The sequence below is a fragment of the Pseudomonas sp. DSV-1 genome (assembly GCF_035830915.1).
Taxonomy (GTDB): Bacteria; Pseudomonadota; Gammaproteobacteria; order Pseudomonadales; family Pseudomonadaceae; genus Aquipseudomonas.
Window position 1 is genome coordinate 147,434 of the sequence record NZ_JAYMYG010000002.1, and the last position, 20,083, is coordinate 167,516.

Genomic DNA, 20,083 nt, shown 5'->3' on the forward strand with positions numbered 1-20,083 from the left:
ACAGGGCACAGGGCGTTCTAGCTGGGGTGGCATTAGCATTTCTCTTCTGGGCCATGTTTGTCCTGATTGTTGGGGCGGCGAACGTTGGCTCTCTCCCCCGCCATCGACGCGCACCCGTACTTGCTTGCGTGGTTGCGCCATTCACGACCGGATTGACACTCTTACTTATGGGCGGTTGGCCCGGTGTCCGGAAGGTTTAGGAGAAAGCAATCTTTTATTTTGCTAATACGATTTAGCCTCGTCTCGTTTATGTCGTTAAAAGCGCAGCTATTCTGTGAACCTACATTCATCCCAGGTTGGCGCCACGGCTCTTGCAGGTATACGCCTAGGGGTATACATTGCACTTTGTGATAATCCACTCTGGGCTCTCAACTGAGATTGTGAGGCCATAGACCAGGTACTTTCAGCCTCGTTTTGAACGTGGAGCCGGGTCATCAGGTGACCCAGCGCCAATGGCGACATATTCGGAGAATGATGCAATGACAGGCGAGCAGTTCGACACTTTGGTAAAGCTAATGCGCGGCGACCCTAAAAGCGCCTCCAATCGTGCCGCACGCTTGGTTCTCGTAGAAGGTATGTCCCAGGCCGATGCAATGCGTGCGGCGGGAGCAGATCGAACGGCAGTGAGTAATACAGTGAAGCGTTACGCCAAAGCCGACGAAACCATGAGACAGCTGTACTCAGGAAAATAAATTGATTTTGCTTGAGATAGAAAAAACTCTATCTCACTGGTCTATGCGTGAAGGGAGCAACACAAATGAGCTTATGGAGCATCGTAGGTGGTCTGATTGAAGTCGGTATTGCTTCCTTAGGCAAGGAGGAAGCGGACAAGAAGGCAGCCCAAAGGTACAAGGATCACTCTGTGTCATGCAGAAAATGCACTGGATTGGCTGGCCCCCTATCTCTGGCACGACACGAAATTATCGCTGCTCATGTGGCCACCAGTTTTCCGGCCCACATCATCCGTATTGAGTCCTCCGTCATCAGCCCCGTATCGCAACACCTCAAAGGAGCATGAGTGAAACGTGTCACTTTTCGTAGTCTTGAGCCCCAGGCACGCTTCGAGATGGATGATCAACCGTGGATTAAAGTTGACGGTGTAACAGCCCAGCACGCTTTCTATGATGTCCCAATCGATATGGAGCCGTCTGCCAAAGTGTTCATCAAAGTGGCAGTGCCAACGCCAACCACTACGAGAAAGCATGATGACGGCAGTAAGAAGATTCGAAAGCGCGAAGGGTTCCTTTTGGTGCTCGGTACGTTGCTTGAGTCGTTCAACTGGTTTTGACCCTAGGTCGTTGTAGCTTTGCAAACAGGTCACATAGCTGTTTGGTGAACTGGGCTTATTCGGCTCGGGGAGGATGAATAGGCCAGCATTGCACTGGCCTATCTTTGGCGCCGGTTACATCTCTTTCAGAAGCTCTTCCGCGAACTCTTCGTCGGTCACATAATCAGGCAAGTCTTGTTTGAAGGTCTGCATCAGGTATCCACACACAGGAGACCCGTGACGCAGACCGTCTGATACTGCAGTCTTACAGACGTCCAGAGCTAACTCAAAACCCTCTTGCTTACCTTCTTGATGGCCTACCAAATAGCCAGCCTCCAACCCTTTGAGATACCCGCTGGCTTCTCCCGCCCTGAAGCCTTCAAAGAAGTTTTGCTTCGCTACGGGCTCAATTGCTTTCCACATTTCTTCCAAGTTTTCTGGGGTCATAGCGTTCACTCGATTGGACCCACACAATTGGTTTTGTCTGTAGGCGGTGTGAGTGGCACCAGGCAGACAGACTAAGCATATCCCCCCAGCTTTACTGCCTACCAGCAATGGGCGGTCCAACACAGATTCACAACCCACTGGGGCGATAGCCGCAATCCGAAAACAGCCGCTGCATTGCATGCAGGGTACGAGCAAAGACACTCTGCCAGTCAGCCTCACTCAACACGCTGAGCCATGGCCGACTGCATGGCTTCGAGAAATTTGGCTGGTTGTTTGATACATGGCGTTGTAACCGGCGTGCTGCCAATGGCAATGACGGTTACCTGCCCATAACCAAGATAACGACCCAGCAGCGACTGATCCATGACAACCGATTCGACCCGAGTAATGGGCAAATCAAATGTCAGGCGTCTAAAAACACCGCTGGCATACGTCAAGTGCTTTGGGTGCAGCTCGATTCTGGTGGAGAAGAAAGTGATCAGCGCACTCCCCAAAGCAGGAAAGCAAGGCACAAATAAAAGCCAGAGAAACGGGTAGGGCGGGCCAAGGCTGATGACAATGGCAACCACTAAAAATGGCACTATGGCCAGAGCTATTCCAATCCAATGCATTTCTGGTTTATAGAGCAAGGGTGCGTTCGATGTTTGATCTGTCATAGGAATGAACCGCCGTAGAGGAGCTGTGAGGGGTGCGTGAGGAGCGATACGTTAAAAAGCGAACAGACCCAAAGGTCGTTCGCTTTGAGGGGCTATCGGCGTCAATTAGGCTTTTCCAGCAGCGACCGAATCAAACTCAGATTTGGCGTGGTCATGTCGTCCATCCGTGTTGTTGGGTAACTCATTCGGGTGGCGAGGAGATCCAGGCCGGTATCGACACTTTCTTGCGCAGCTTCGAGGTCATCACCATTGAAGAACGCCTCGGTCTCAATTAGATCGTTTCGGGTTGCACTGTAGTCGACCACATTCGCCATCCACGGCATGAGGGCTAAATTGCGCTCTACAACCAAAGCCATCTCCGACTTGTCTTCACGAGATGCGAAGCCAGACCCTACTTCATCGGCGAAGTTGTCATCGAAACCCTCAGCATCAACGGCTGAGTTGTTGCCATGCCTGATGTTGAAATCGTGGGTTGGTTCGCCTTGTTGATAGGCCTCAAGTGGTATGGACTCCGGCATGTCATCAAAGTAGGAGTCGAGCATCTGGTCCACTGACTCATCGGTCGATGCATGCGGCATATTCGAACCGCCACCACCTGCAGATCCTGATCCAGAGGAATCATCATCGGATTTGGAGAGATCAAGCCCTTGGTTACTGTTGAGGAAGTCGCCAATGCCGGATTGGCTGGCGGCGATGCGAATCATGTTCTCTGGGGCATCCCTGTCTTCGGCCAACTTGATGAATAGGCTCACGACATCGTTCGGGTTTTTTATGGTCGCGCCATGGATAGCCCCCAGGACACCACTCAGCTCCTCATTTTCATCTTCCAAATCGAGCCCAGCATCGAGGTTACCCAGCACATCCAAGTGCTGGACAGACATCTCAGACGCCATCATCTCGTCATTGACGGCTTTCAGTTCAGGGCTTGTTGCTACTCGTGCCTGAATGTCACGTATGGCAATCATCGAGCCGAAGTAAATGGTCATCTCGCGTAGGAGTGACCGCGACTCGTCGCTAATCATTTCACCGAGTTCAACCCACTCAGGCAGCGGGCATATCTCCACAAGCTTGCCAATTTCCAGCTGGGATGGGATGTGAACTTTCGCCATGCGTACGGGCCACCAATGCTTCAGGTAGCACATCTTTGGGTCATCGCTCTTTTCCTGAATCCCGTGGTTGAAAACTTGAGCTTGGTGAATGTCACCTTGGTACATGATGAAGGCTTGGCCAAGCCCCTGTTTACGGATAGCGGTGGGGTTCAAGCGATAGCGCTTTCCAACATTCACTTGCTGAGAGGCGTAAATATTTCCGAGGGAGCCCTCAATGCTGTAATGCCCTCGTTCGAGAACAGTGGCTTCCCCAGATAGCTCACACGCGAGCTTTGTGGTGTCGTCGTCATCCAAGTACATGATTTGCTTGAATGCCGAGTTAGCGAGGATTTGTTTGGTTGTTTTTTCAATGTTGAGAAGCATGCCAGGCGCATCTTGCGTCCCAGTAAGCACGCCAAACCCGAGGCCACGAGCTTGGGCGTTGATCATCTCCTGACCCTCAACCAGCATGTACGCATTTTCATCATTCATGATCCCGTAAGGGATGTCTGAGTTTGTAGGTAGGTTGTGAACAACCTTCTCAGCGCTGCCTTCAAACACGGTCCCGAGTCCGACAACCATACCGTTACGTGTTGCGGTCAAAACGATTTTGCCGAGGTTTGCCAGCTCGTCGCCTGACTTTTCCATACTAGGCAGAAGCGTCATGATAATTCGGCCATTCAAGACTGCGTCCTGATAGTCGATCTCACCTTGACCAGTTAGGTAGATGTGGCCGTAGGTGTCCGAGAGAGATGCCAGTGCTCGTGTGAAATATGCCTGAGCAAAACCGAATTGACGGGTGACCTCTTCGTTTTGCTTATCAATAGGCTTCTTTTCGTCGTAGCCAGAAAGTGAACTCAGGTAACCTACCAACGCATCGCGGGAACTCTTACCGATGAAGTTGTTGTGACAGAGTCCTACGAAATCTTTGAATCCCATGAATCGACGAATGACAGCAGGGTCAATCTGGAGCTTGCCCATATTCCGCAGGTCATTCAGTCCAGGCATGATTGCGGCAACTAGTGCAATGGCTCGCTCTGAGAAGATCTTGTTATCGCCGCCACTTGGCGGCATAAGCGATACCAGGAGCTGCGTATTGGAGTCGGGTGTGCCTCTAGCAAAAATACCAGCATCGTTCGAGCTTCTTGATGCTGGGTCAACGTTTTCTGGATTTTGGCTTTTGATATAGTTCGTGACACGGAAGTCGAAGTCGCGGCCAAAAATCCGGCAGAAAGTTGCAACTTGAAACATTGCTTTAGGTGCAGCTTTTGCGTCCTGGAACGCTACGCCGCTCCCGACGCTTAGATAATTGACTATATAAGAAACTATGCTTTCAGTTTTTCCCGCGCCTGTTGTGCCGAATAAAATGAAGTGCTGCGTTAACGATTTAAAGTTTGCCCATATTTCGAGCATGGTAATTCGGCAGAAACCAATATAAAAGCTGCCACGTGATGTATACCATCCACGATTAACGCCGGGTTTGGGGTCGTGCTTGTCTGGTATGTCAGCACCCAGTGGCAAGTGAATTGGCAACACATCAGGCTTGATGTTCACGGCCAATTGCAAGATTGCGTAAACGACTGCAAACAGAAAAAACCAAGCAGGGAAAATGATCAGAATAGGCGCCACTAGGCACGCATAAATAAAAGGAATGTTGGGCTGTTGAAAAGCGTCCCAAATTTTCCCGTAAAAAGATCGATGATCGACTACAACCTTTTCAAGATTGATCTCTTGGCTTTTTTGAATAATTGAGCTTTTCGCACTCATGGTTCATCGTCCTCTTGCGGCTTCCGTGCTTGCGCGCTTTGTGTGCGTTGTTGCTTCTGAGGGGCTACGAATCCAGTCGAATTAACAGGGCCGGTTGAGGCCTCATTAGCATCCCTGATGGTTTTGTTTGCGTCTTCTACCATGCGGCGCTGTGCGTCTTCGCTGTAATCGCCAGGATCAATCCAATGCTCTTTCATCATGGTGTCCAGGTACGCATATACAGCGCTGGCCACCGCTGGTTTAAGCAGTTTCTTCTTCATCAGGTGCTCGACCTGATAGTGAGCCCATAGACCAGCAACCTCCCAGTAAGGACACTGGCCACCATGGGAGCAGAGAAGGATGAATAAGGTGCGGTTGACGGGGCGCAACCATAAGAAGTTTGAGTGGAACAACCGCCCATTGGAGCGGGCAAGATCCAGAACGCCATACAAGACGTTGTAGCGATGGGCGTGTATGTCCGTGACTGCCTTTATGTCTTCACGGCTTTCATACTTGGCGATTAACTCATCGGCGCCTGTAATGTCGCAGTGATGGGGCGTAGTCGGGTTCCAAGCCTTATCGTATTTTGCCTCGACGAACGAAAAAGCCATTTGGTTAATCAGCTTCATAGCTTCGCCTGCGTTACCAGCCGCCTGAGCGCAGAACGCTGCGTAAAGCCCCCTCTCCATCGGTGGCAGTGATTTTGACCCTGTCCACAGTGGTCCTAACTGCGCAGAAAATGCCTTGTTGGCGCGAGGGAGGTTGAGCGCGGTATACCGATAGTGGGGTAGTTTTGACCGCTTATATTTAAACTCTTGAAGCTTTTCATCTTTGCTGAAAGGCGGAATGGGGATCATCTTTTCCTCATCCACACTTGCCTTTGGGTCCAAAACCCCTGTTTTTCCTTTAGCGTGCGTCCAAAGAAGTTGGTTGTCTAATCCAAAGTCGATTGGTATGGCATAAGTACGCCATGGCCCATCATAGAGATGCATGTCCAGCAAGTTTTTGCCTTTAATGATCGCGCTAGCGGGGAAGTGCTCAGCTTGAATTTCTATAAGGTCATATACGTTGTTAATCTGCCTACGGTATTTAAACCGTTTGATACCTTTACGGGTCTTCCAGCCAAAGTAAATCATCAATGCCGCGACGGGCCACCTGAGGACATAGCCATGCAACAAGAAGAGTTTGTAAAGCGCTTCTATCCCATAACCAGAAGGTTTGATTTTTGGAATATTTTTAAGCGAGTTAATCAGCGAGCTGTATTCAGCATCTGTCATTAAAAAAGAAAGGTGCGCATACACATACTTGAAAACAAAAAAAGAGGAGTAAAAACTGAACCACATTATGATTGGGCGCAATGCCCACCATAATCCATATACGAGAGCAATTGTGAGAACTAGAAATACGCCAAATTCGATTAGCCCGCTCGCTGGATTCTGTTCGTTCTTCATTTTTGATCACTCGCATAGAGCTTGGTAAACGCTTTCAATAATTTATCAGCGTAGATTTTGTTGAATTTTGGAGTTGCTGAATGATAATTGGCAATCATTCGAAGATAATCATCTTGATTTCGAACGTTAGCCAATATACTTGGCGTGATAACACTTCTTAAGTGGCGCGCAGCTACCATTGCGTTGACGCAACCATCATTACGTAGTCGCTGTTCATCAACTCCAATTGATGCGAGTTCTTTGCGGTGCATCGAGTTAATTTGAAATAGCCCTATATCATAGGTGCCATTGCTGTTCGCCCTACTGTCCCTCCCCACAGTTCCGCCTTCTACCATCAAAATTGCAAAAAGAATGTCAGTGTGAATTCCATATTTGGCAGACGCCCGCTCAATGCATTGAGTGCTTAGCGGGCGAATGCGGTCGGCACCGAAAGAGCTGCCAACCCATAGAGCCGCTACGCAAGCGATGAGACAGGCGCGTAGAGGGTATTTAGCCAAGGCGCTGTTCTTTGTTTTGATCCATGGCTGCTTTCGACAACTCGCGGCCAGGATTCAGGGTGCGAATGGCACTTTCACAGGAAAGCTCGATACCCTGATACACGGATTCAAAGCGCTCAATGACAGCAGATAACGGATACCCGTTTACGGTTGCTTCTTGTCGTGCTTCTTTTGGCATTTCTCGCAGGTTTGCAATCGTATCTGTGATACCGGCTTTCCATGACTGCGCCATCATTTCCCCGGCACTACTGAGCAGGCTATTCGCCATGTAGGAGCGCTCGGTAGGCTTGAGGGTGAAGCGATCAGTCAAGTCGTCGAGGGTGCCTTGAACTACACGCTCATTGAAGTAAGTGCTTATTTCCTGAGCAATTTTCTTCGAGTCGGCGTGAAAGTAGTTGAAGCACTGATACTCGGCCATGACGTTACATGTGGCCATCATCAGAGCGTTGGCTATTTCAAGGTCAGGGCTCGCTGAAGGGTAAGCGACGGCGCCGAGTTTGGTTGCCGCTTGCGCGTAGTCGATCAGGGGCTGAATAAAGCTGTCATCTGGCTTGTCCAGGACTGACGTATTCCCCTCAACAAGACTGTTGGTGATCAGCTTGATCACTTGGCCCGAGACTGTGGCTGAAAGCCATGCTGGCGCCTCGCCTTCTCGCAGCCCATATGCCTCCAGCACTTTGTTCGTGCCTACATTTGTGCGCATCAGCACTTTCCCCATCAGCGTGTTCGCTTGCTCGGGAGAGGCACCGTGTTTGCTTACTGCTTGCAAAATAGGGGCGAGCACCTTAACGCCATGGGCTGCAGCTTTCACTGCGGCATCGACGGTTTCGTCCCGCTCTGACCGCTGCTCGATTTGCAAAAAAGCATTTGCAATCACATCGTTCACGTTGGCCTTGAAACCGCCTTCCGGTGTCCTCCCTGTTTGTCGGCTTGTTAGAGCGTCTTCCATGTTTAAGGCCGTTAGTTGAGCATCCAATTCAGCATCAGATAGGCCGTGGTTATTACGGGAATTTTCATCCATAAGAGTGTGTAATCCTTATCGCATAGAGCCGAAAGAAACGGCCCTGCTAATTTGTGGTTTTTCAGGTTGCTCAACGGTCCCCATTCTTTGATCAAGCATGGTTTGTTGAAGCAAGGTTTTTGTGTAGAGATTCGGCAGATTTATCACGAGTTGCACTCGGTCATTCGACTCTAGTGCCTCGGTTACCCACTGCGTTTGGAGGTTTTCTAGATAGGGTTCAATAGGAATGACTTGTTGATGACTTGGTAGCGCTAGCCATTCTTCTGGCGTGTATCCGAGGTCTTTCATACCGACGCAGATACAGTGTTCCAGAGCTGAATCAAGCAGAGCCATACCCTTACTGGCATTGATTGACCCACTCTGCATTACACAAAGATTGCCGTAAGGAGAGCTGTCATCTTCCACCATGGTGAAGGGCAACATGTTCGCCCCATGGGGTGACAGTCCTCCAAGCCGAGCCAATGCATCAGCGTGAATTGCTAACGCCCAGGTCAACGGACCAGCCTCATCCACAGCCGCTGCGGCGTTAACGATTTCACTACCCAACGAAAACGCTTTTGCGCCCATTTGACCGGCTCTGAATTCGAGCACCTCTGAAAACCGCCTGAAGGTGTCGAAGGGGTAATTGGACTGGCTCATGAATGCGCTCTGCACCAAAAAAAATGTATCGTAATACTGTACGTGATAATTTTAGTCATGTGTAGGCGTAGCCATTGGGTGCCTAGCTTTTCAAGATTGCTTTAAACCCAAGGCTTTGGGTGAGGTTCATACTGAAGGATGAGACCGTATCGGTTCCTATTGCGGATCACCCAAACAAGTTGGAGGCGCCATGTATCTTCGACAAAGTGGGGTGACCTCGATCAGCTCGGATCAAGGCTCTGGCTTACATCGCTGTGAGGCTTTCTATAGCCCCGGACTCGGAGCCAGACGTGTCTACTGCAGCCAAGCTCGATGATTTAGAGGCTGAGCTTGGCTCAACATAGGGAAATTCACGATGGCGACCATTCTCAAGCAAGAACAGAAAAATCGCAGTATTCAAGTGCGCAACATTGAGAGTGCGCGCAAGGACGTGCTGGAAAATATTAAGAAAGAGTCAGAACTCTGCGACATCTTCATTCGTGAGTTCAACAACTTAGATGGTTGGATCTGCTACCCAGAGGCTGCTGGTTTCGACGTGTTGGCAGTGCACCAGGATGGCCGCCAGATCGGCGTGGAGGCTAAGATAGCGCTTAACGCTAAAGTGGCAGATCAAATACTGCCTTGGCACGGAAACGATTATTACGAGCGCCCAGGCCCAGACCATCGGCTCGTAATCGTCAGTAGAATTACAGATGCAAGTGCAGGTATCGCGAAGATGCTGGAGCGGCAGGGTGTGAGGGTCATACAGCCGCGCATTAGCAGAACAGTTAGGGGTGACGAATTCACCTTTCAGTTGGAACATCAATTGGTGGCCACTGAGAACCGTAACCGCGTTCATTGCGCAGAGCCGTTTCTGTTCGATTGGAACCCTAGTGAAAGATGCCGGGTACCTATACTCGCAACCAACCTTCCAGCAGGTGTCCCTTCGCCGATAAAGCTGACACCGTGGAAAGAATCAGCGTTGATCGTGGTTGCTCTGTTGCGTAAACAAGGCTTCATCACGAGTAAGCAAATAGCGGCAAGGGGCATCAGCGCTCACGCTTGGACGCAGGCACAGACGGGTAAAAACGCTTGGCTCGCTAAGGGTGATATTCGAGGTCAATGGGTAGAAACCGAGCATCTCCCACCGTTCGATAAACAGCATCCAGACGTCTACGCGCTCGCAATGCAGGCTGTCATAAACGAGCTACAGAAAATCTTTGTGCTCACATAGGAAATTCGACTGCCATTCCGTTTTGAAGCATCAACGTTCGTGAATAACACGGCAGCTGAAACAGCTAACGGCGACTACGACGCCGACACTCGGGTCGAGCTTGAACAGCTGAGAACCCTACACCCAGAGATCAAGCATTGGGGCGATCTCGCCATTTTCTTCTCGTGGAACGCGTATTCCCAAGATTGCTGGATGAATTCTTGGCACCAGATAGGAGAGCGTAATGATAACTACCTGAGCTACCTTTGCTGGAGGCAGACACGAGGTGAATACCCGCGTGGGGCAGGCGATGAAATCGCCGATGAAGCCAGCGAATGGAAGGCCCCAGCGCACCATTAGGCAGTGACAGGACGCTTCGCTGGATCAACAAGCCCGCCATGCTTCGGGCTTGGGTCTTACCAGGGTGTGGCTTTCACAATCGAATCACACTCACGCCTTCCGCAAAACGGCCAATGCAATGCGGCGTACCGCCCTTCGCATACAGCAGCTCACCTCTTATAATGCCTAAAAATGCACTGTATCCGATGCATATGCTAGTCTATGACCATAAATGCATTCTATACGGTGCAACATGGAAGCAATCGGCAGCACTATCAAAAACCTTCGCAAAGAGAAGGGCCTTAGTCAGGCGGAACTGGCAGGCCAGTTGGGCATGAGCCGTTCGACGATTTCAAGCATCGAGAACAACACGATTGCCGAGATCGGAATACGAAAGGTGGAAGCCATTTTGAACCTTCTTGGGCATACCTTAGCGGCAGTGCCAATGCGCCGACGTCCAACGCTCGACGATTTAAAGGTGAGCAATTTACATGACCAATAAAGCTTTAAATGTCTCTGTGCGTGGGGTCTCGGTTGGAGAGTTGTCCCGAGCGGATACTGCCAAACAAGGTACCTCTTTCAGGTATCGCAACTCTGCTGAGGACAGCCAAGCCGTATCACTGACGATGCCTCTGCGCCGAGACGATTACGTCTGGGAGTATGGATTGCATCCTCCGTTCGACATGCACCTGCCAGAGGGGATGCTTAAGACCAGACTGCAGCAAATGTTTTCCAAGGTCATTCGTGGCTTTGATGACCTTGATCTGCTCGGTATCGTTGGCCCCCACCAGTTGGGGCGCGTAGTTGTTGGGGGAGAGTCAGAGGCGGCTGTGCCAGGGACCTCGATCAACGAATTGCTGGTCTATGATGGTGCTCAGGGGCTATTTGAGGATCTTCTTTCACGGTATGCAATCTTCAGCGGCATAAGTGGGGTTCAACCTAAAGTTCTGGTCCGTGATGAAGCAGCGGATGACTTTGAGCGGATAACCCGCAAAGGCACCACGCACATTATCAAGGCATGGCGTGAAGAGGATTATCCTGAGCTGGCAGCGAATGAATTCTTTTGCATGAGGGCAGCGGAACTCTCTGGGTTGAACATCCCGAATGTGCAGCTGAGCGATGGCGGTAAGTTTCTAATCGTAGAGCGCTTCGATGTTAGTGATGAAGGCTACTTGGGCATGGAAGATTTTTGTGTCCTGTCGGGTTGGTCCTCAAACCGTAAATACGATGGTAGTTATGAGGGCTGCGCTCGCCAGATTAAGCAATTGGTTGACCCGCCACTAATCCAAGAATCGCTGCTGCAGTTCTTCAAAAACGTTGCGCTGTCGGCAGCGGTTAAAGGAGGTGATTTTCACGGAAAAAATGCCTCCCTCATATACGACCACACTGGTGATGACGCGATAATCAAGTTGGCGCCAGCGTACGACATCGTGACGACTACTCCCTACAAGCCTCAGGACATGATGGCGATGCTCATGGAAGGCAGTAAGGCATTTCCGAAGCACAAAAGGCTTTCACAGTATGGCCGTGTTATGTGCGGTATGTCCGAACGAGTCGTAGAGAGAACGATGCAGGAGATCGCTGACGGAGTGAGTGATGCTCGTAAAGAAATGATTGAGTACATTGAGGACAACCCTCAATTTGAGCTTGTTGGCGCCAAGATGTGCGAAGCATGGAATGCAGGTGTGACGCTCAGTCTCCTGTCGGATAAGCGGACCCTCACAGTTGACCTAGGTGAGAATAAGAAACCAGCTCCAACCATGAAAGGCCCTGGCATGTGACTATGCTGTTCCTGCCATGACCCTTACATCTCAAGCCCAGCTCCGCGTTGGGCCTAGTGCGTATACGTACGCTAAATCTTGAATCTGATGAGTAGAGGTAACCCTGAGTGGGCAAAAAGAACGACGGTAAGATTGAGTTTGATGATGGTGGATCAAAAGCAGGCGCCTCTATCAACAAAACACTTAAGGACATCGAAGCGTTGCTGACCGGAGGTGAGCTTAGTCCGGATTACAACGCCAAAAAGCGTGTGGAGCTGCGTGCGAAGCTTTTGGAGGCGTTTGAGCAGGTAGGTAAGTCTTGGTACCGCAAAGGCTTCAATCGTGGCCACAGAGAGTCGTTCGAGCACCAAGAGACTCATGGCGAGGTACCCCGCGTGCTGAGGACGTCAACAAGTCGATGTCTCACTGCTTCAAGTAAGAAGCGAAAGTACAATTTGCTGTCTCGCATTCGGAATAAATCGTGATGGTATGGCAGTCGAGGGTGATTCAGTTATCGGGGATCAGATGAGCAAGCCTGACCTTCGCTACATGGCGCAGATCAACCCAGGTGAGCTGGTATTGGCATTGGGGCCGGTGTGGGTGGCTTGTACCGATGCGCTGCCTTGGAATGACTTCCGCTCCCACCTGCGCTATGTGGTGTACAGCCCGGCGTATGGTGGCGATATGTTCATCTGTCGGTTCCATCTCAGCGGCGCGAACTGGTGGCATCAGGGAATGCAGATGGGAATTGGAGGGGTGACTCATTGGCGGGTTGCTGACGACAACGAGCAGGATTTTACAGCAACAGCTGGGCAAACCCCCGAAGCTAGCCAACCTGTAGACCCCGAAGCGCTGTTAATGCTGCAGCGCTGGTGGAACTGGTACGCGGAGTACCGTGGAATCGAGCAGTAATACCCTGAAATAGCCATGGAACACATCAGGCCATGCTCTCTGCTGCCTGAGTTGAGCCTGATGGCGAGCCCCAGCTAATCCAGCGTCCAGTTGCCACCAATGGCAAAACCGTTAATCAGCATGTCCATGCCATAGGCTTGGCAAGCACAACATAATTCCTCATGCTGTGTTTTTATACAGCTGTAGGGGCATTTGCCGTGTCTTGGTTTACATCTGATGACGAGTTTGAAATTCCTGCGGATATTTTGGATCGGCTGGAGAATCGAATAGACGTCGCATCACGCTTCGATGAACCTGAGCGCTCCAGTGTCGTGCGTGTGGTCGACATCTACCAGAAAATTCGCTGGCGCAATGTTCAGCTGGAGACAGAGCTGATCGCTGCTCAAACCAATATGGGTTACATGCGAGAGCAGATCGAAGATCTAGTCCGAAGACTTCGCAAGACTGGCGATGAACCCAAACGGTAGGTGCCAGGTGCCAGGTGCATTAGTGCAACCTAGGGGAAGCGTTGCTTCCTAGCGCCTTGGTGGCGGGGTAGAGCAATCAGCGTGAAAGAAAGAGCAATGATCTAAAAGCGCACTGCGCGGATCGTACGATCCAAATGCAAAAGGGACGAGATCATAGATCTCGGGCATTTGGATTTTCAGAAGTTTGGCAAAGTTAATTGCCTTTGGCCGCGCTCACTCCTGCGCAATCCGAGAGATTGCTCAGTCACAGAAACCCGCGTAGAAGCGGCTTTTACGTTTTTGATCCATTCCTTGCCCGGATACAAGGTCACTTCAAAGTCAATTGGAGTGGGGCGCCCACGTGGTCGACGAACTGGAAAAATCTCCTCGATGTCATAATCCTCAAGCAATCCATCGACTTTCATTTTGTTCAATTCTTTGGTCAGCGCAGCCATGCTCCCCGCTATTCGCACATGGTTCAGTCCTGCAGTGAGACGCTTCATCTCACACAACCTGAACGAGAATGGCGTCGATGTGGAAATGTTGGGGGCAATGTAGTGCATGTACCTGATCAGGTATGCACCAGGTGGGGTGTAGTTCTTAATGATCCCCATTGGAAATTGACGATAGGTGACGTTTAGGATCGCGTGAGCGATCAGTGGATGGAGTTTAACCCTCCACACATCATCCCCATTCGAGACCTCAAGCTCATCTTTGTTGCGCTCAAAACCGGGCAAGATGGGGTCGCGGTTGTCTTTGAGCAGGTTTTCGCCTGAACCGATTGTCATGATGCTGCTGGACAAGACCTCTAACGCTTCGCGAATCTGCGTGTTGCTCAGGGTGCTACCCATCGCCTTCAGCGTACGGGCTAGGCCACTGATGGAGAACTTCACGTAGTAAGCAACTTCGCCCTTGACCGAGTGCGTTTCGGCCTGAAGACATGCATGGTGAATGATGGCTTGTTCAACGGCTTGCTCTTTAACACCAGGATACCGACGTTGCGGCTTGGAGTTTTTCCGGTTCGGGTAGTAGGTGCCAGGGAAAAGTGTGATGCGTGCTGCTTGGTCACCAATGTTGAAATCAATAACGTGATCGTTAGGAACCGTGCCGTCTTTGGTATTCAGGTGCTCGCCGCTGTACTTGGGGATCTGCTCCCACAAGGCAATCACATTCCCCAGACCATTGCGCTCCAGATCACTGTTACACAAGAAACCTTGGAACAGCCGCAGAGCTTCAGTTGGACGGTTTACCGGAGGTGTCGGTTTAGGCGTGAAAGCGCCTTCTTTACCGAAGAGTTTGATTTTCTCTTCCGTGACAACAGAGGGATTCGACATCCGGTAACTCCTTTGGGGGAGGATGGCTCGTAGCAATTGAAGCGAACGATAGACGTCCCTGGCGCAGGCTCGCAACAGGGGTAAGAGATAAAACGGCGTTTAATCAAGAGATGAATCAGGCGTTATTCATGCTTTCCTGAGCGACTCCATACGTCGTATAGCCCTCAACCCCCAGCGGGCCGTGCGTTATAGCCGAAAGACCCTGCTTGAAAAAAACTTTCCGCCTGTGGTTCATTTGTTGGCCGGTTTGTGATGTTTTTGGCGATCTCGCCCTGATCGCAGCGACCCAAAACTCCGAACTAATCAAACTGGCTTTCAACCTCGATGATCTCGACAGCAGCAGCGACCAGGCTGGTGTGCTTCAGTGAGATGAAAGAATTGAAGGAGAAGGAGAAAAGAAGAGAAGGGAGATTCTTAAAACCCCAGTCTTCATTGGGGCTGGACCCGAATAAGAAGTGATTTATCTCCTTGTTATCGCTGGGTTTATCTCTCGGTTTAACAGGGGTTTGTCTCTTTTACGTTCTGAATATCAGCTGATTTATCTCTCGGCTTTTTAGAAAAATACGTCATGGTTGCGTGCCCTCCACCGATTATCGCCGGATCTATCTCTCGGTCATGGTCTATTAAGGGGCTTTTTATCTCTTGGCATCCCACTTTTACCTGTGGATATGTGGGTTTCGACTGGTTGAATTCTGAACACTTTTGAATATGTCGCGATCTATCTCTTGGTTATTGCCGTTTTCATCTCTTGGCGCCGTCATGCCTCGGTGGCGCAAGTGAAAAGCCAAGATTGAGCGTAAAGCCTCTTGGGTCAGGCTCACCTAGTTCATGCACTGAATATCGCGAGTTTTGTCTCTGGGGTTTGCGGGGTTTGATCCTCGCAGGGCCCCTGCAGCAGCTGCAGCCGTGAATATCGAGCGATCTATCTCTTGGTTTTAAGAGGTTTCATCTCCTGCAGGGCTGCTGCTGTAGCGGCTGGCGCGAATATCGAGCGATCTATCTCTTGGTTTTAAGAGGTTTCATCTCCTGCAGGGCTGCTGCTGTAGCGGCTGGCGCGAATATCGAGCGATCTATCTCTTGGTTTTAAGAGGTTTCATCTCCTGCAGGGCTGCTGCTGTAGCGGCTGGCGCGAATATCGAGCGATCTATCTCTTGGTTTTAAGAGGTTTCATCTCCTGCAGGGCTGCTGCTGTAGCGGCTGGCGCGAATATCGAGCGATCTATCTCTTGGTTTTACGAGGTTTCATCTCCCGCAGGTCTGCTGCTGTAGCGGCTGGCGCGAATATCGAGCGATCTATCTCTTGGTTTTACGAGGTTTCATCTCCCGCAGGGCTGCTGCTGTAGCGGCTGGCGCGAATATCGAGCGATCTATCTCTTGGTTTTACGAGGTTTCATCTCCCGCAGGGCTGCTGCTGTAGCGGCTGGCGCGAATATCGGGCGATCTGTCTCTTGGGTATACGCAGTGCCACCTCCTGCAGGGCTGCTGCTGTAGCGGCTGGCGCGAATATCGTGCGATCTATCTCTTGGTTTTACGAGGTTTCATCTCCTGCAGGGCTGCTTCTGTAGCGGCTGGCGCGAATATCGGGCGATCTGTCTCTTGGGTATACGCAGTGCCACCTACTGCAGGGATTCTGCAGCAGCGGCTGGTGTGAATATCAGGGGATCTATCTCTTGGGCTTGCGCGGCTCCATCCACTGCAGGGCCGTAGCTGTAGCGGCTGGCGTGAATATCGAACGATTTGTCTCTTGGGTTTACGCGGTTTCATCTCCCACAGTGTCGGTTTCTGAAATAGATGCGACATCTGACTGGCGAAGGCCCCAATCGGCGCTCCAGATTTTCATAATACCTCCGACTGCTGATGGAAATTAATGCGACTGCCCTAGGTTCTGTCGGTAATAACTGCGACAGCCTGTGGAATTTTCCGTGAAAAAGGTAATCATATTTATTGTTACACCCCTCTATCCCCAATAAATATTGCGCGAAACGGCAGGTAACTGTTTTTCTGTTACAGGACGTTCACGTTTCAGAATAAAAATTATTCATTCTGATACTCATAGACCGCACGGTGGTTAGGTGCCGACACAGCGGGCGAGCGCAATCACGCAATAACTCCCGCAGCATTGGATGCTTGCCTGAGACCGCTAAGTGGACTTCGCCAAATAGTCAGCTCAAAGGCTGATTGGCATCAACAATTCGGAAGCGACTTTTCTCAGCATGTAGGTTTCGCGCAGAATTGATTGCCCCATCGAAGACTCGTGACGCTGCATAACGGCCTCATTGTGCACGATGGCTTCATGCAGGTTGATCCACACAGGCCGCATACCATTCGCGATTTCGTGGCTTTCCATTCTCACGGGCGCTAGCTGGGGAGCGATTTCGCATAGATAAAAATGCGAGGTCATGTGCATCAGGTCATATTCTGGTTTCCAGTAGGGCCGGTACTCCTCGATGTAACCGTAGTGCTGGAGCACCTGTATTTGACGAGCACCAGTCTCTTCCTCAAGCTCACGCTTCAGGCCTGCGACAATGTCTTCGTCACCATCAAGGCCGCCTCCAGGAAAGCTGAAATCGTTATAGCGCTCCGTGAACAGCAACAGGATCTGTTCATCCCGCATCACGATGCCGCGTGCTGCGTGTCGACGGAATACTCTGCCCTGTTTGGATTTCAGCTCGGGGTGAACAATTTCAGTTATGAGTTGCATGTGGTCTCGTTACGGCAAGATCAGTTAGTCATCGTCCAGGGTGGCCACGGTATTTCCGCAGCTCTGGAAATACTGTGGCCAGTGGAACTGGTTCAGCGAAGCAGCAATACGGGTAAAGTGGATGTTCGCAGCATCGTCGTGGTCGTGCTGCCCACCAGAAACTGCCTGATGCGTGAGTGCCCGTACGCCCCCATGACCAAGAGGTCAATGCAGTGCTCTGCCTGATACGCATGAAGTACCGACTCTACTTCGCCTGGGCGGATCTCGGCATGCACTAGCGGGCCAGAACTGGCGAGTGTGGTTCGTGCTTTCTCTAGCTCATTCTGATTTTCTTCAGAGTCCGTACCAACCATGACGATATGAATTGGCAGGCCTTCGCACAGCGGGCTTGAAGCAAGCATCTGTACGGTCTTGTGGCCTGTAGCGCTGCCGTCAAATGCCACCATGACCGTTTCAGGTTTCCTGAAATGGCTGGTTGTAATCAGGATGGGGCGGTGGATAGTTCGGACTACCGCTTCAATCTGGCTGCCAAGACTTTGGGCACTGCGCGTGCTGTCCTCTCCGACTCTTCCGATCACCAGTAATCGAATATCGTTTTGGAGATCGCTCAGGCTCTCGACTAGATGTCCATGGCGCTGCTTCAGATCAGGTGACATGGCGCCAGAGATGACTGTTCGCTCGCGAGCTTTTTCAAGCATGTGCTGTCCATGTTCCAAGGCCAGTTTTGCACGCTGCGCATCCAGCGTGGCCAACTCTTCCAGTAGATGTTCTCTGCTACCGAGGCCGATATTGCCGCTGAGGTCAGCGGATGCAGGATATTTTTCCTTATCCAGCACATGAAGCAAGGTCAGGGGAGCGCTGAGTCGTTGCGAGGCCCATGCTGCGTAATCGCAGACCGCCAATGAGGATTGTGAGTTATCAATGCATGCCATTACGTGGGTCATTGTCGTTCTCCTTAGTGGCTCATGAGCTTGTCGATGGCACCGGGTTTGTCATGCACACCGAAGCGGTCAACGATTGTTGCGCTGGCTTCATTGAGACCGAGCACTTCAACCTCAGCGCCTTCGCGGCGGAACTTGATCACGACCTTATCCAGGGCTGCGACGGCGGTGATATCCCAGAAATGCGCCTGTGTGAGATCGATGGTGACCTTGTTGAGCGCTTCCTTGAAGTCAAAAACTTCAGTGAACTTGTCCGCAGAGCTAAAGAACACCTGGCCCACGACGTGGTAAGTCCGATGCGATTCCGTCTCTTCCAGAGTGCTCTTGATATCTAGGTAGTGCCCGACCTTGTTTGCGAAGAACAGGGAGGCCAGCAGCACACCTACCAGTACGCCGTAGGCCAGGTTGTGAGTGGCCACGACGACAACGACGGTCGCCACCATGACGAGGTTGGTCGACAGCGGATGCTCTTTCAGATTACGCAAAGAATCCCAGCTAAAGGTGCCGATGGATACCATGATCATCACAGCCACGAGTGCCGCCATAGGGATTTTGGAGAGCCATTCGCCAAGAAATACCACCATCAGCAGCAGGAAAACGCCGGCACACAATGTCGAGAGACGGGTGCGGCCACCAGATTTCACGTTGATGATCGACTGGCCGATCATGGCGCAACCTGCCATGCCGCCAAGCATGCCGGCAGCGATGTTGGCCACACCCTGGCCTTTGCACTCGCGGTTCTTGTTGCTGGTGGTATCGGTAAGGTCGTCGACGATGGTCGCGGTCATCATTGATTCGAGTAGACCCACTACTGCCAACGCAGCCGAGTACGGGAAAATGATGCGCAGGGTTTCAAAATTCAGCGGAACTTCAGGCCAGAGGAAGATCGGGAGCGTATCAGGCAGTTGGCCCATGTCACCGACGGTGCGGATATCCAAACCGAGGTAAATGGCGATGGCCGTCAGCGTCAGAATGCACACCAATGGAGAGGGAATCAGCTTGCCGATTTTCGGCACATACGGAAACAGGTAGATGATTCCCAAGCCCGCAGCGGTCATGGCATAGACATGCCAGGTGACATTGGTCAGCTCAGGCAATTGCGCCATAAAAATCAGAATCGCCAATGCGTTTACGAAGCCGGTGACTACCGAGCGTGAAACAAAGCGCATCAACGAGCCAAGCTTCAGGTAGCCGGCAAGGATTTGAAGTACGCCACATAGTAGAGTCGCGGCCAGCAGGTACTGGAGTCCATGCTCTTTTACCAGCGTAACCATCAGCAGTGCCATGGCGCCTGTCGCCGCCGAGATCATTCCGGGGCGTCCGCCGACAAAGGCGATGACAGCACAGATACAGAAGGAGGCGTAGAGACCGACTTTGGGATCTACCCCGGCGATGATGGAAAAGGCGATGGCTTCCGGGATCAGCGCGAGTGCGACCACCAGCCCCGCGAGCACGTCGCCACGGACGTTGGAAAACCACGTTTGTCTAAGTTTTTGCAGCATAGAAAATATCCAAGGCAAAGCATCGCGCACGCCAAAGGAAGGCGAGCGAATCGATACAAATTCAAATTTTGAGGATTTTTTGCTGTGTGCTTAAGGTATAAAACCAGGCGTACAGCAGTACGCACCCGCGAGCGAGGCTAGCGGA

General features: G+C 51.3%; 20 protein-coding genes. 9 read left to right on the forward strand and 11 right to left on the reverse strand.

Annotation, left to right across the window (positions count from 1 at the left end; translation table 11 throughout):
• The first annotated feature begins 452 nt into the window (after window positions 1–452).
• Together VSQ83_RS25120 and VSQ83_RS25125 are read left to right on the forward strand one after the other, a co-directional pair.
• Complete coding sequence (locus VSQ83_RS25120) at window positions 453–692, forward strand: transcriptional regulator KorA (protein ID WP_262384475.1); 240 nt, start codon at window positions 453–455, stop codon at window positions 690–692.
• A 326-nt stretch (window positions 693–1,018) separates the two neighbouring features.
• Entirely contained in the window at window positions 1,019–1,288 is a 270-nt protein-coding gene (locus VSQ83_RS25125; protein ID WP_326427843.1) for a hypothetical protein, read from the forward strand.
• A 114-nt stretch (window positions 1,289–1,402) separates the two neighbouring features.
• Here the strand turns inward: VSQ83_RS25125 and VSQ83_RS25130 are convergent, their stop codons facing one another.
• The 7 genes from VSQ83_RS25130 to VSQ83_RS25160 all read right to left on the reverse strand — a co-directional run bounded on the left by VSQ83_RS25130 (window position 1,403) and on the right by VSQ83_RS25160 (window position 8,812).
• Window positions 1,403–1,714 carry a hypothetical protein gene (locus VSQ83_RS25130; protein ID WP_169873057.1) on the reverse strand — a complete coding sequence of 104 codons (312 nt, stop codon included), beginning with the start codon at window positions 1,712–1,714 and terminating at the stop codon, window positions 1,403–1,405.
• 215 nt (window positions 1,715–1,929) lie between these two features.
• A complete protein-coding gene (locus VSQ83_RS25135) occupies window positions 1,930–2,370 on the reverse strand; it encodes a PH domain-containing protein (RefSeq protein WP_169873058.1) in 441 nt (146 codons plus the stop codon).
• A gap of 101 nt (window positions 2,371–2,471) precedes the next feature.
• Window positions 2,472–5,225 (reverse strand): hypothetical protein, encoded by a 2,754-nt coding sequence (locus tag VSQ83_RS25140; protein ID WP_326427844.1) that lies wholly within the window; start codon window positions 5,223–5,225, stop codon window positions 2,472–2,474.
• Entirely contained in the window at window positions 5,222–6,655 is a 1,434-nt protein-coding gene (locus VSQ83_RS25145; protein ID WP_169873060.1) for a secretion/conjugation apparatus DotM-related subunit, read from the reverse strand. Before VSQ83_RS25145 ends, VSQ83_RS25140 begins: the two co-directional genes overlap by 4 nt.
• Entirely contained in the window at window positions 6,652–7,152 is a 501-nt protein-coding gene (locus VSQ83_RS25150) for a lytic transglycosylase domain-containing protein (protein ID WP_169873061.1), read from the reverse strand. Before VSQ83_RS25150 ends, VSQ83_RS25145 begins: the two co-directional genes overlap by 4 nt.
• Window positions 7,145–8,173 (reverse strand): hypothetical protein, encoded by a 1,029-nt coding sequence (locus VSQ83_RS25155; protein WP_169873062.1) that lies wholly within the window; start codon window positions 8,171–8,173, stop codon window positions 7,145–7,147. The genes VSQ83_RS25150 and VSQ83_RS25155 overlap by 8 nt, the downstream gene beginning before the upstream one ends.
• A 15-nt stretch (window positions 8,174–8,188) precedes the next feature.
• A complete protein-coding gene (locus tag VSQ83_RS25160; protein ID WP_326427845.1) occupies window positions 8,189–8,812 on the reverse strand; it encodes a hypothetical protein in 624 nt (207 codons plus the stop codon).
• A gap of 355 nt (window positions 8,813–9,167) precedes the next feature.
• On the opposite strand from VSQ83_RS25160, the gene VSQ83_RS25165 reads away from it, so the two are divergent.
• From VSQ83_RS25165 to VSQ83_RS25190, 6 genes are all read left to right on the forward strand, one after another.
• Complete coding sequence (locus VSQ83_RS25165; RefSeq protein WP_326427846.1) at window positions 9,168–10,025, forward strand: hypothetical protein; 858 nt, start codon at window positions 9,168–9,170, stop codon at window positions 10,023–10,025.
• A gap of 571 nt (window positions 10,026–10,596) precedes the next feature.
• Window positions 10,597–10,845: a helix-turn-helix domain-containing protein gene (locus VSQ83_RS25170; RefSeq protein WP_169873065.1), complete on the forward strand. Its 249-nt coding sequence runs from the start codon at window positions 10,597–10,599 to the stop codon at window positions 10,843–10,845.
• Entirely contained in the window at window positions 10,835–12,124 is a 1,290-nt protein-coding gene (locus VSQ83_RS25175; RefSeq protein ID WP_326427847.1) for a type II toxin-antitoxin system HipA family toxin, read from the forward strand. The genes VSQ83_RS25170 and VSQ83_RS25175 overlap by 11 nt, the downstream gene beginning before the upstream one ends.
• 107 nt (window positions 12,125–12,231) lie before the next feature.
• On the forward strand, window positions 12,232–12,588 hold the full coding sequence (locus tag VSQ83_RS25180) for a hypothetical protein (protein WP_169873067.1): 357 nt from the start codon (window positions 12,232–12,234) through the stop codon (window positions 12,586–12,588).
• A 40-nt stretch (window positions 12,589–12,628) separates the two neighbouring features.
• Window positions 12,629–13,015 carry a hypothetical protein gene (locus tag VSQ83_RS25185; RefSeq protein ID WP_169873068.1) on the forward strand — a complete coding sequence of 129 codons (387 nt, stop codon included), beginning with the start codon at window positions 12,629–12,631 and terminating at the stop codon, window positions 13,013–13,015.
• Window positions 13,016–13,212: 197 nt separating this feature from the next.
• Window positions 13,213–13,482 (forward strand): hypothetical protein, encoded by a 270-nt coding sequence (locus VSQ83_RS25190; RefSeq protein WP_169873069.1) that lies wholly within the window; start codon window positions 13,213–13,215, stop codon window positions 13,480–13,482.
• Between the two features lie 176 nt (window positions 13,483–13,658).
• Here VSQ83_RS25190 and VSQ83_RS25195 read toward each other — a convergent pair whose 3' ends face one another.
• Window positions 13,659–14,795, reverse strand: coding sequence for a hypothetical protein (locus tag VSQ83_RS25195; RefSeq protein ID WP_169873070.1), 1,137 nt, complete (start codon window positions 14,793–14,795; stop codon window positions 13,659–13,661).
• Between the two features lie 206 nt (window positions 14,796–15,001).
• Between VSQ83_RS25195 and VSQ83_RS25200 the strand changes: the two genes are divergently transcribed.
• A complete protein-coding gene (locus VSQ83_RS25200) occupies window positions 15,002–15,163 on the forward strand; it encodes a hypothetical protein (protein ID WP_326427848.1) in 162 nt (53 codons plus the stop codon).
• Window positions 15,164–16,961: 1,798 nt separating this feature from the next.
• Here VSQ83_RS25200 and VSQ83_RS25205 read toward each other — a convergent pair.
• The 3 genes from VSQ83_RS25205 to VSQ83_RS25215 form a co-directional block, all read right to left on the reverse strand.
• Window positions 16,962–17,495, reverse strand: coding sequence for an NUDIX domain-containing protein (locus VSQ83_RS25205; RefSeq protein WP_077750520.1), 534 nt, complete (start codon window positions 17,493–17,495; stop codon window positions 16,962–16,964).
• Window positions 17,496–17,587: 92 nt separating this feature from the next.
• Window positions 17,588–18,439, reverse strand: coding sequence for a universal stress protein (locus VSQ83_RS25210; protein ID WP_077750519.1), 852 nt, complete (start codon window positions 18,437–18,439; stop codon window positions 17,588–17,590).
• A gap of 11 nt (window positions 18,440–18,450) precedes the next feature.
• Window positions 18,451–19,938 carry a SulP family inorganic anion transporter gene (locus VSQ83_RS25215; RefSeq protein ID WP_077750518.1) on the reverse strand — a complete coding sequence of 496 codons (1,488 nt, stop codon included), beginning with the start codon at window positions 19,936–19,938 and terminating at the stop codon, window positions 18,451–18,453.
• Window positions 19,939–20,083 lie beyond the last annotated feature (145 nt).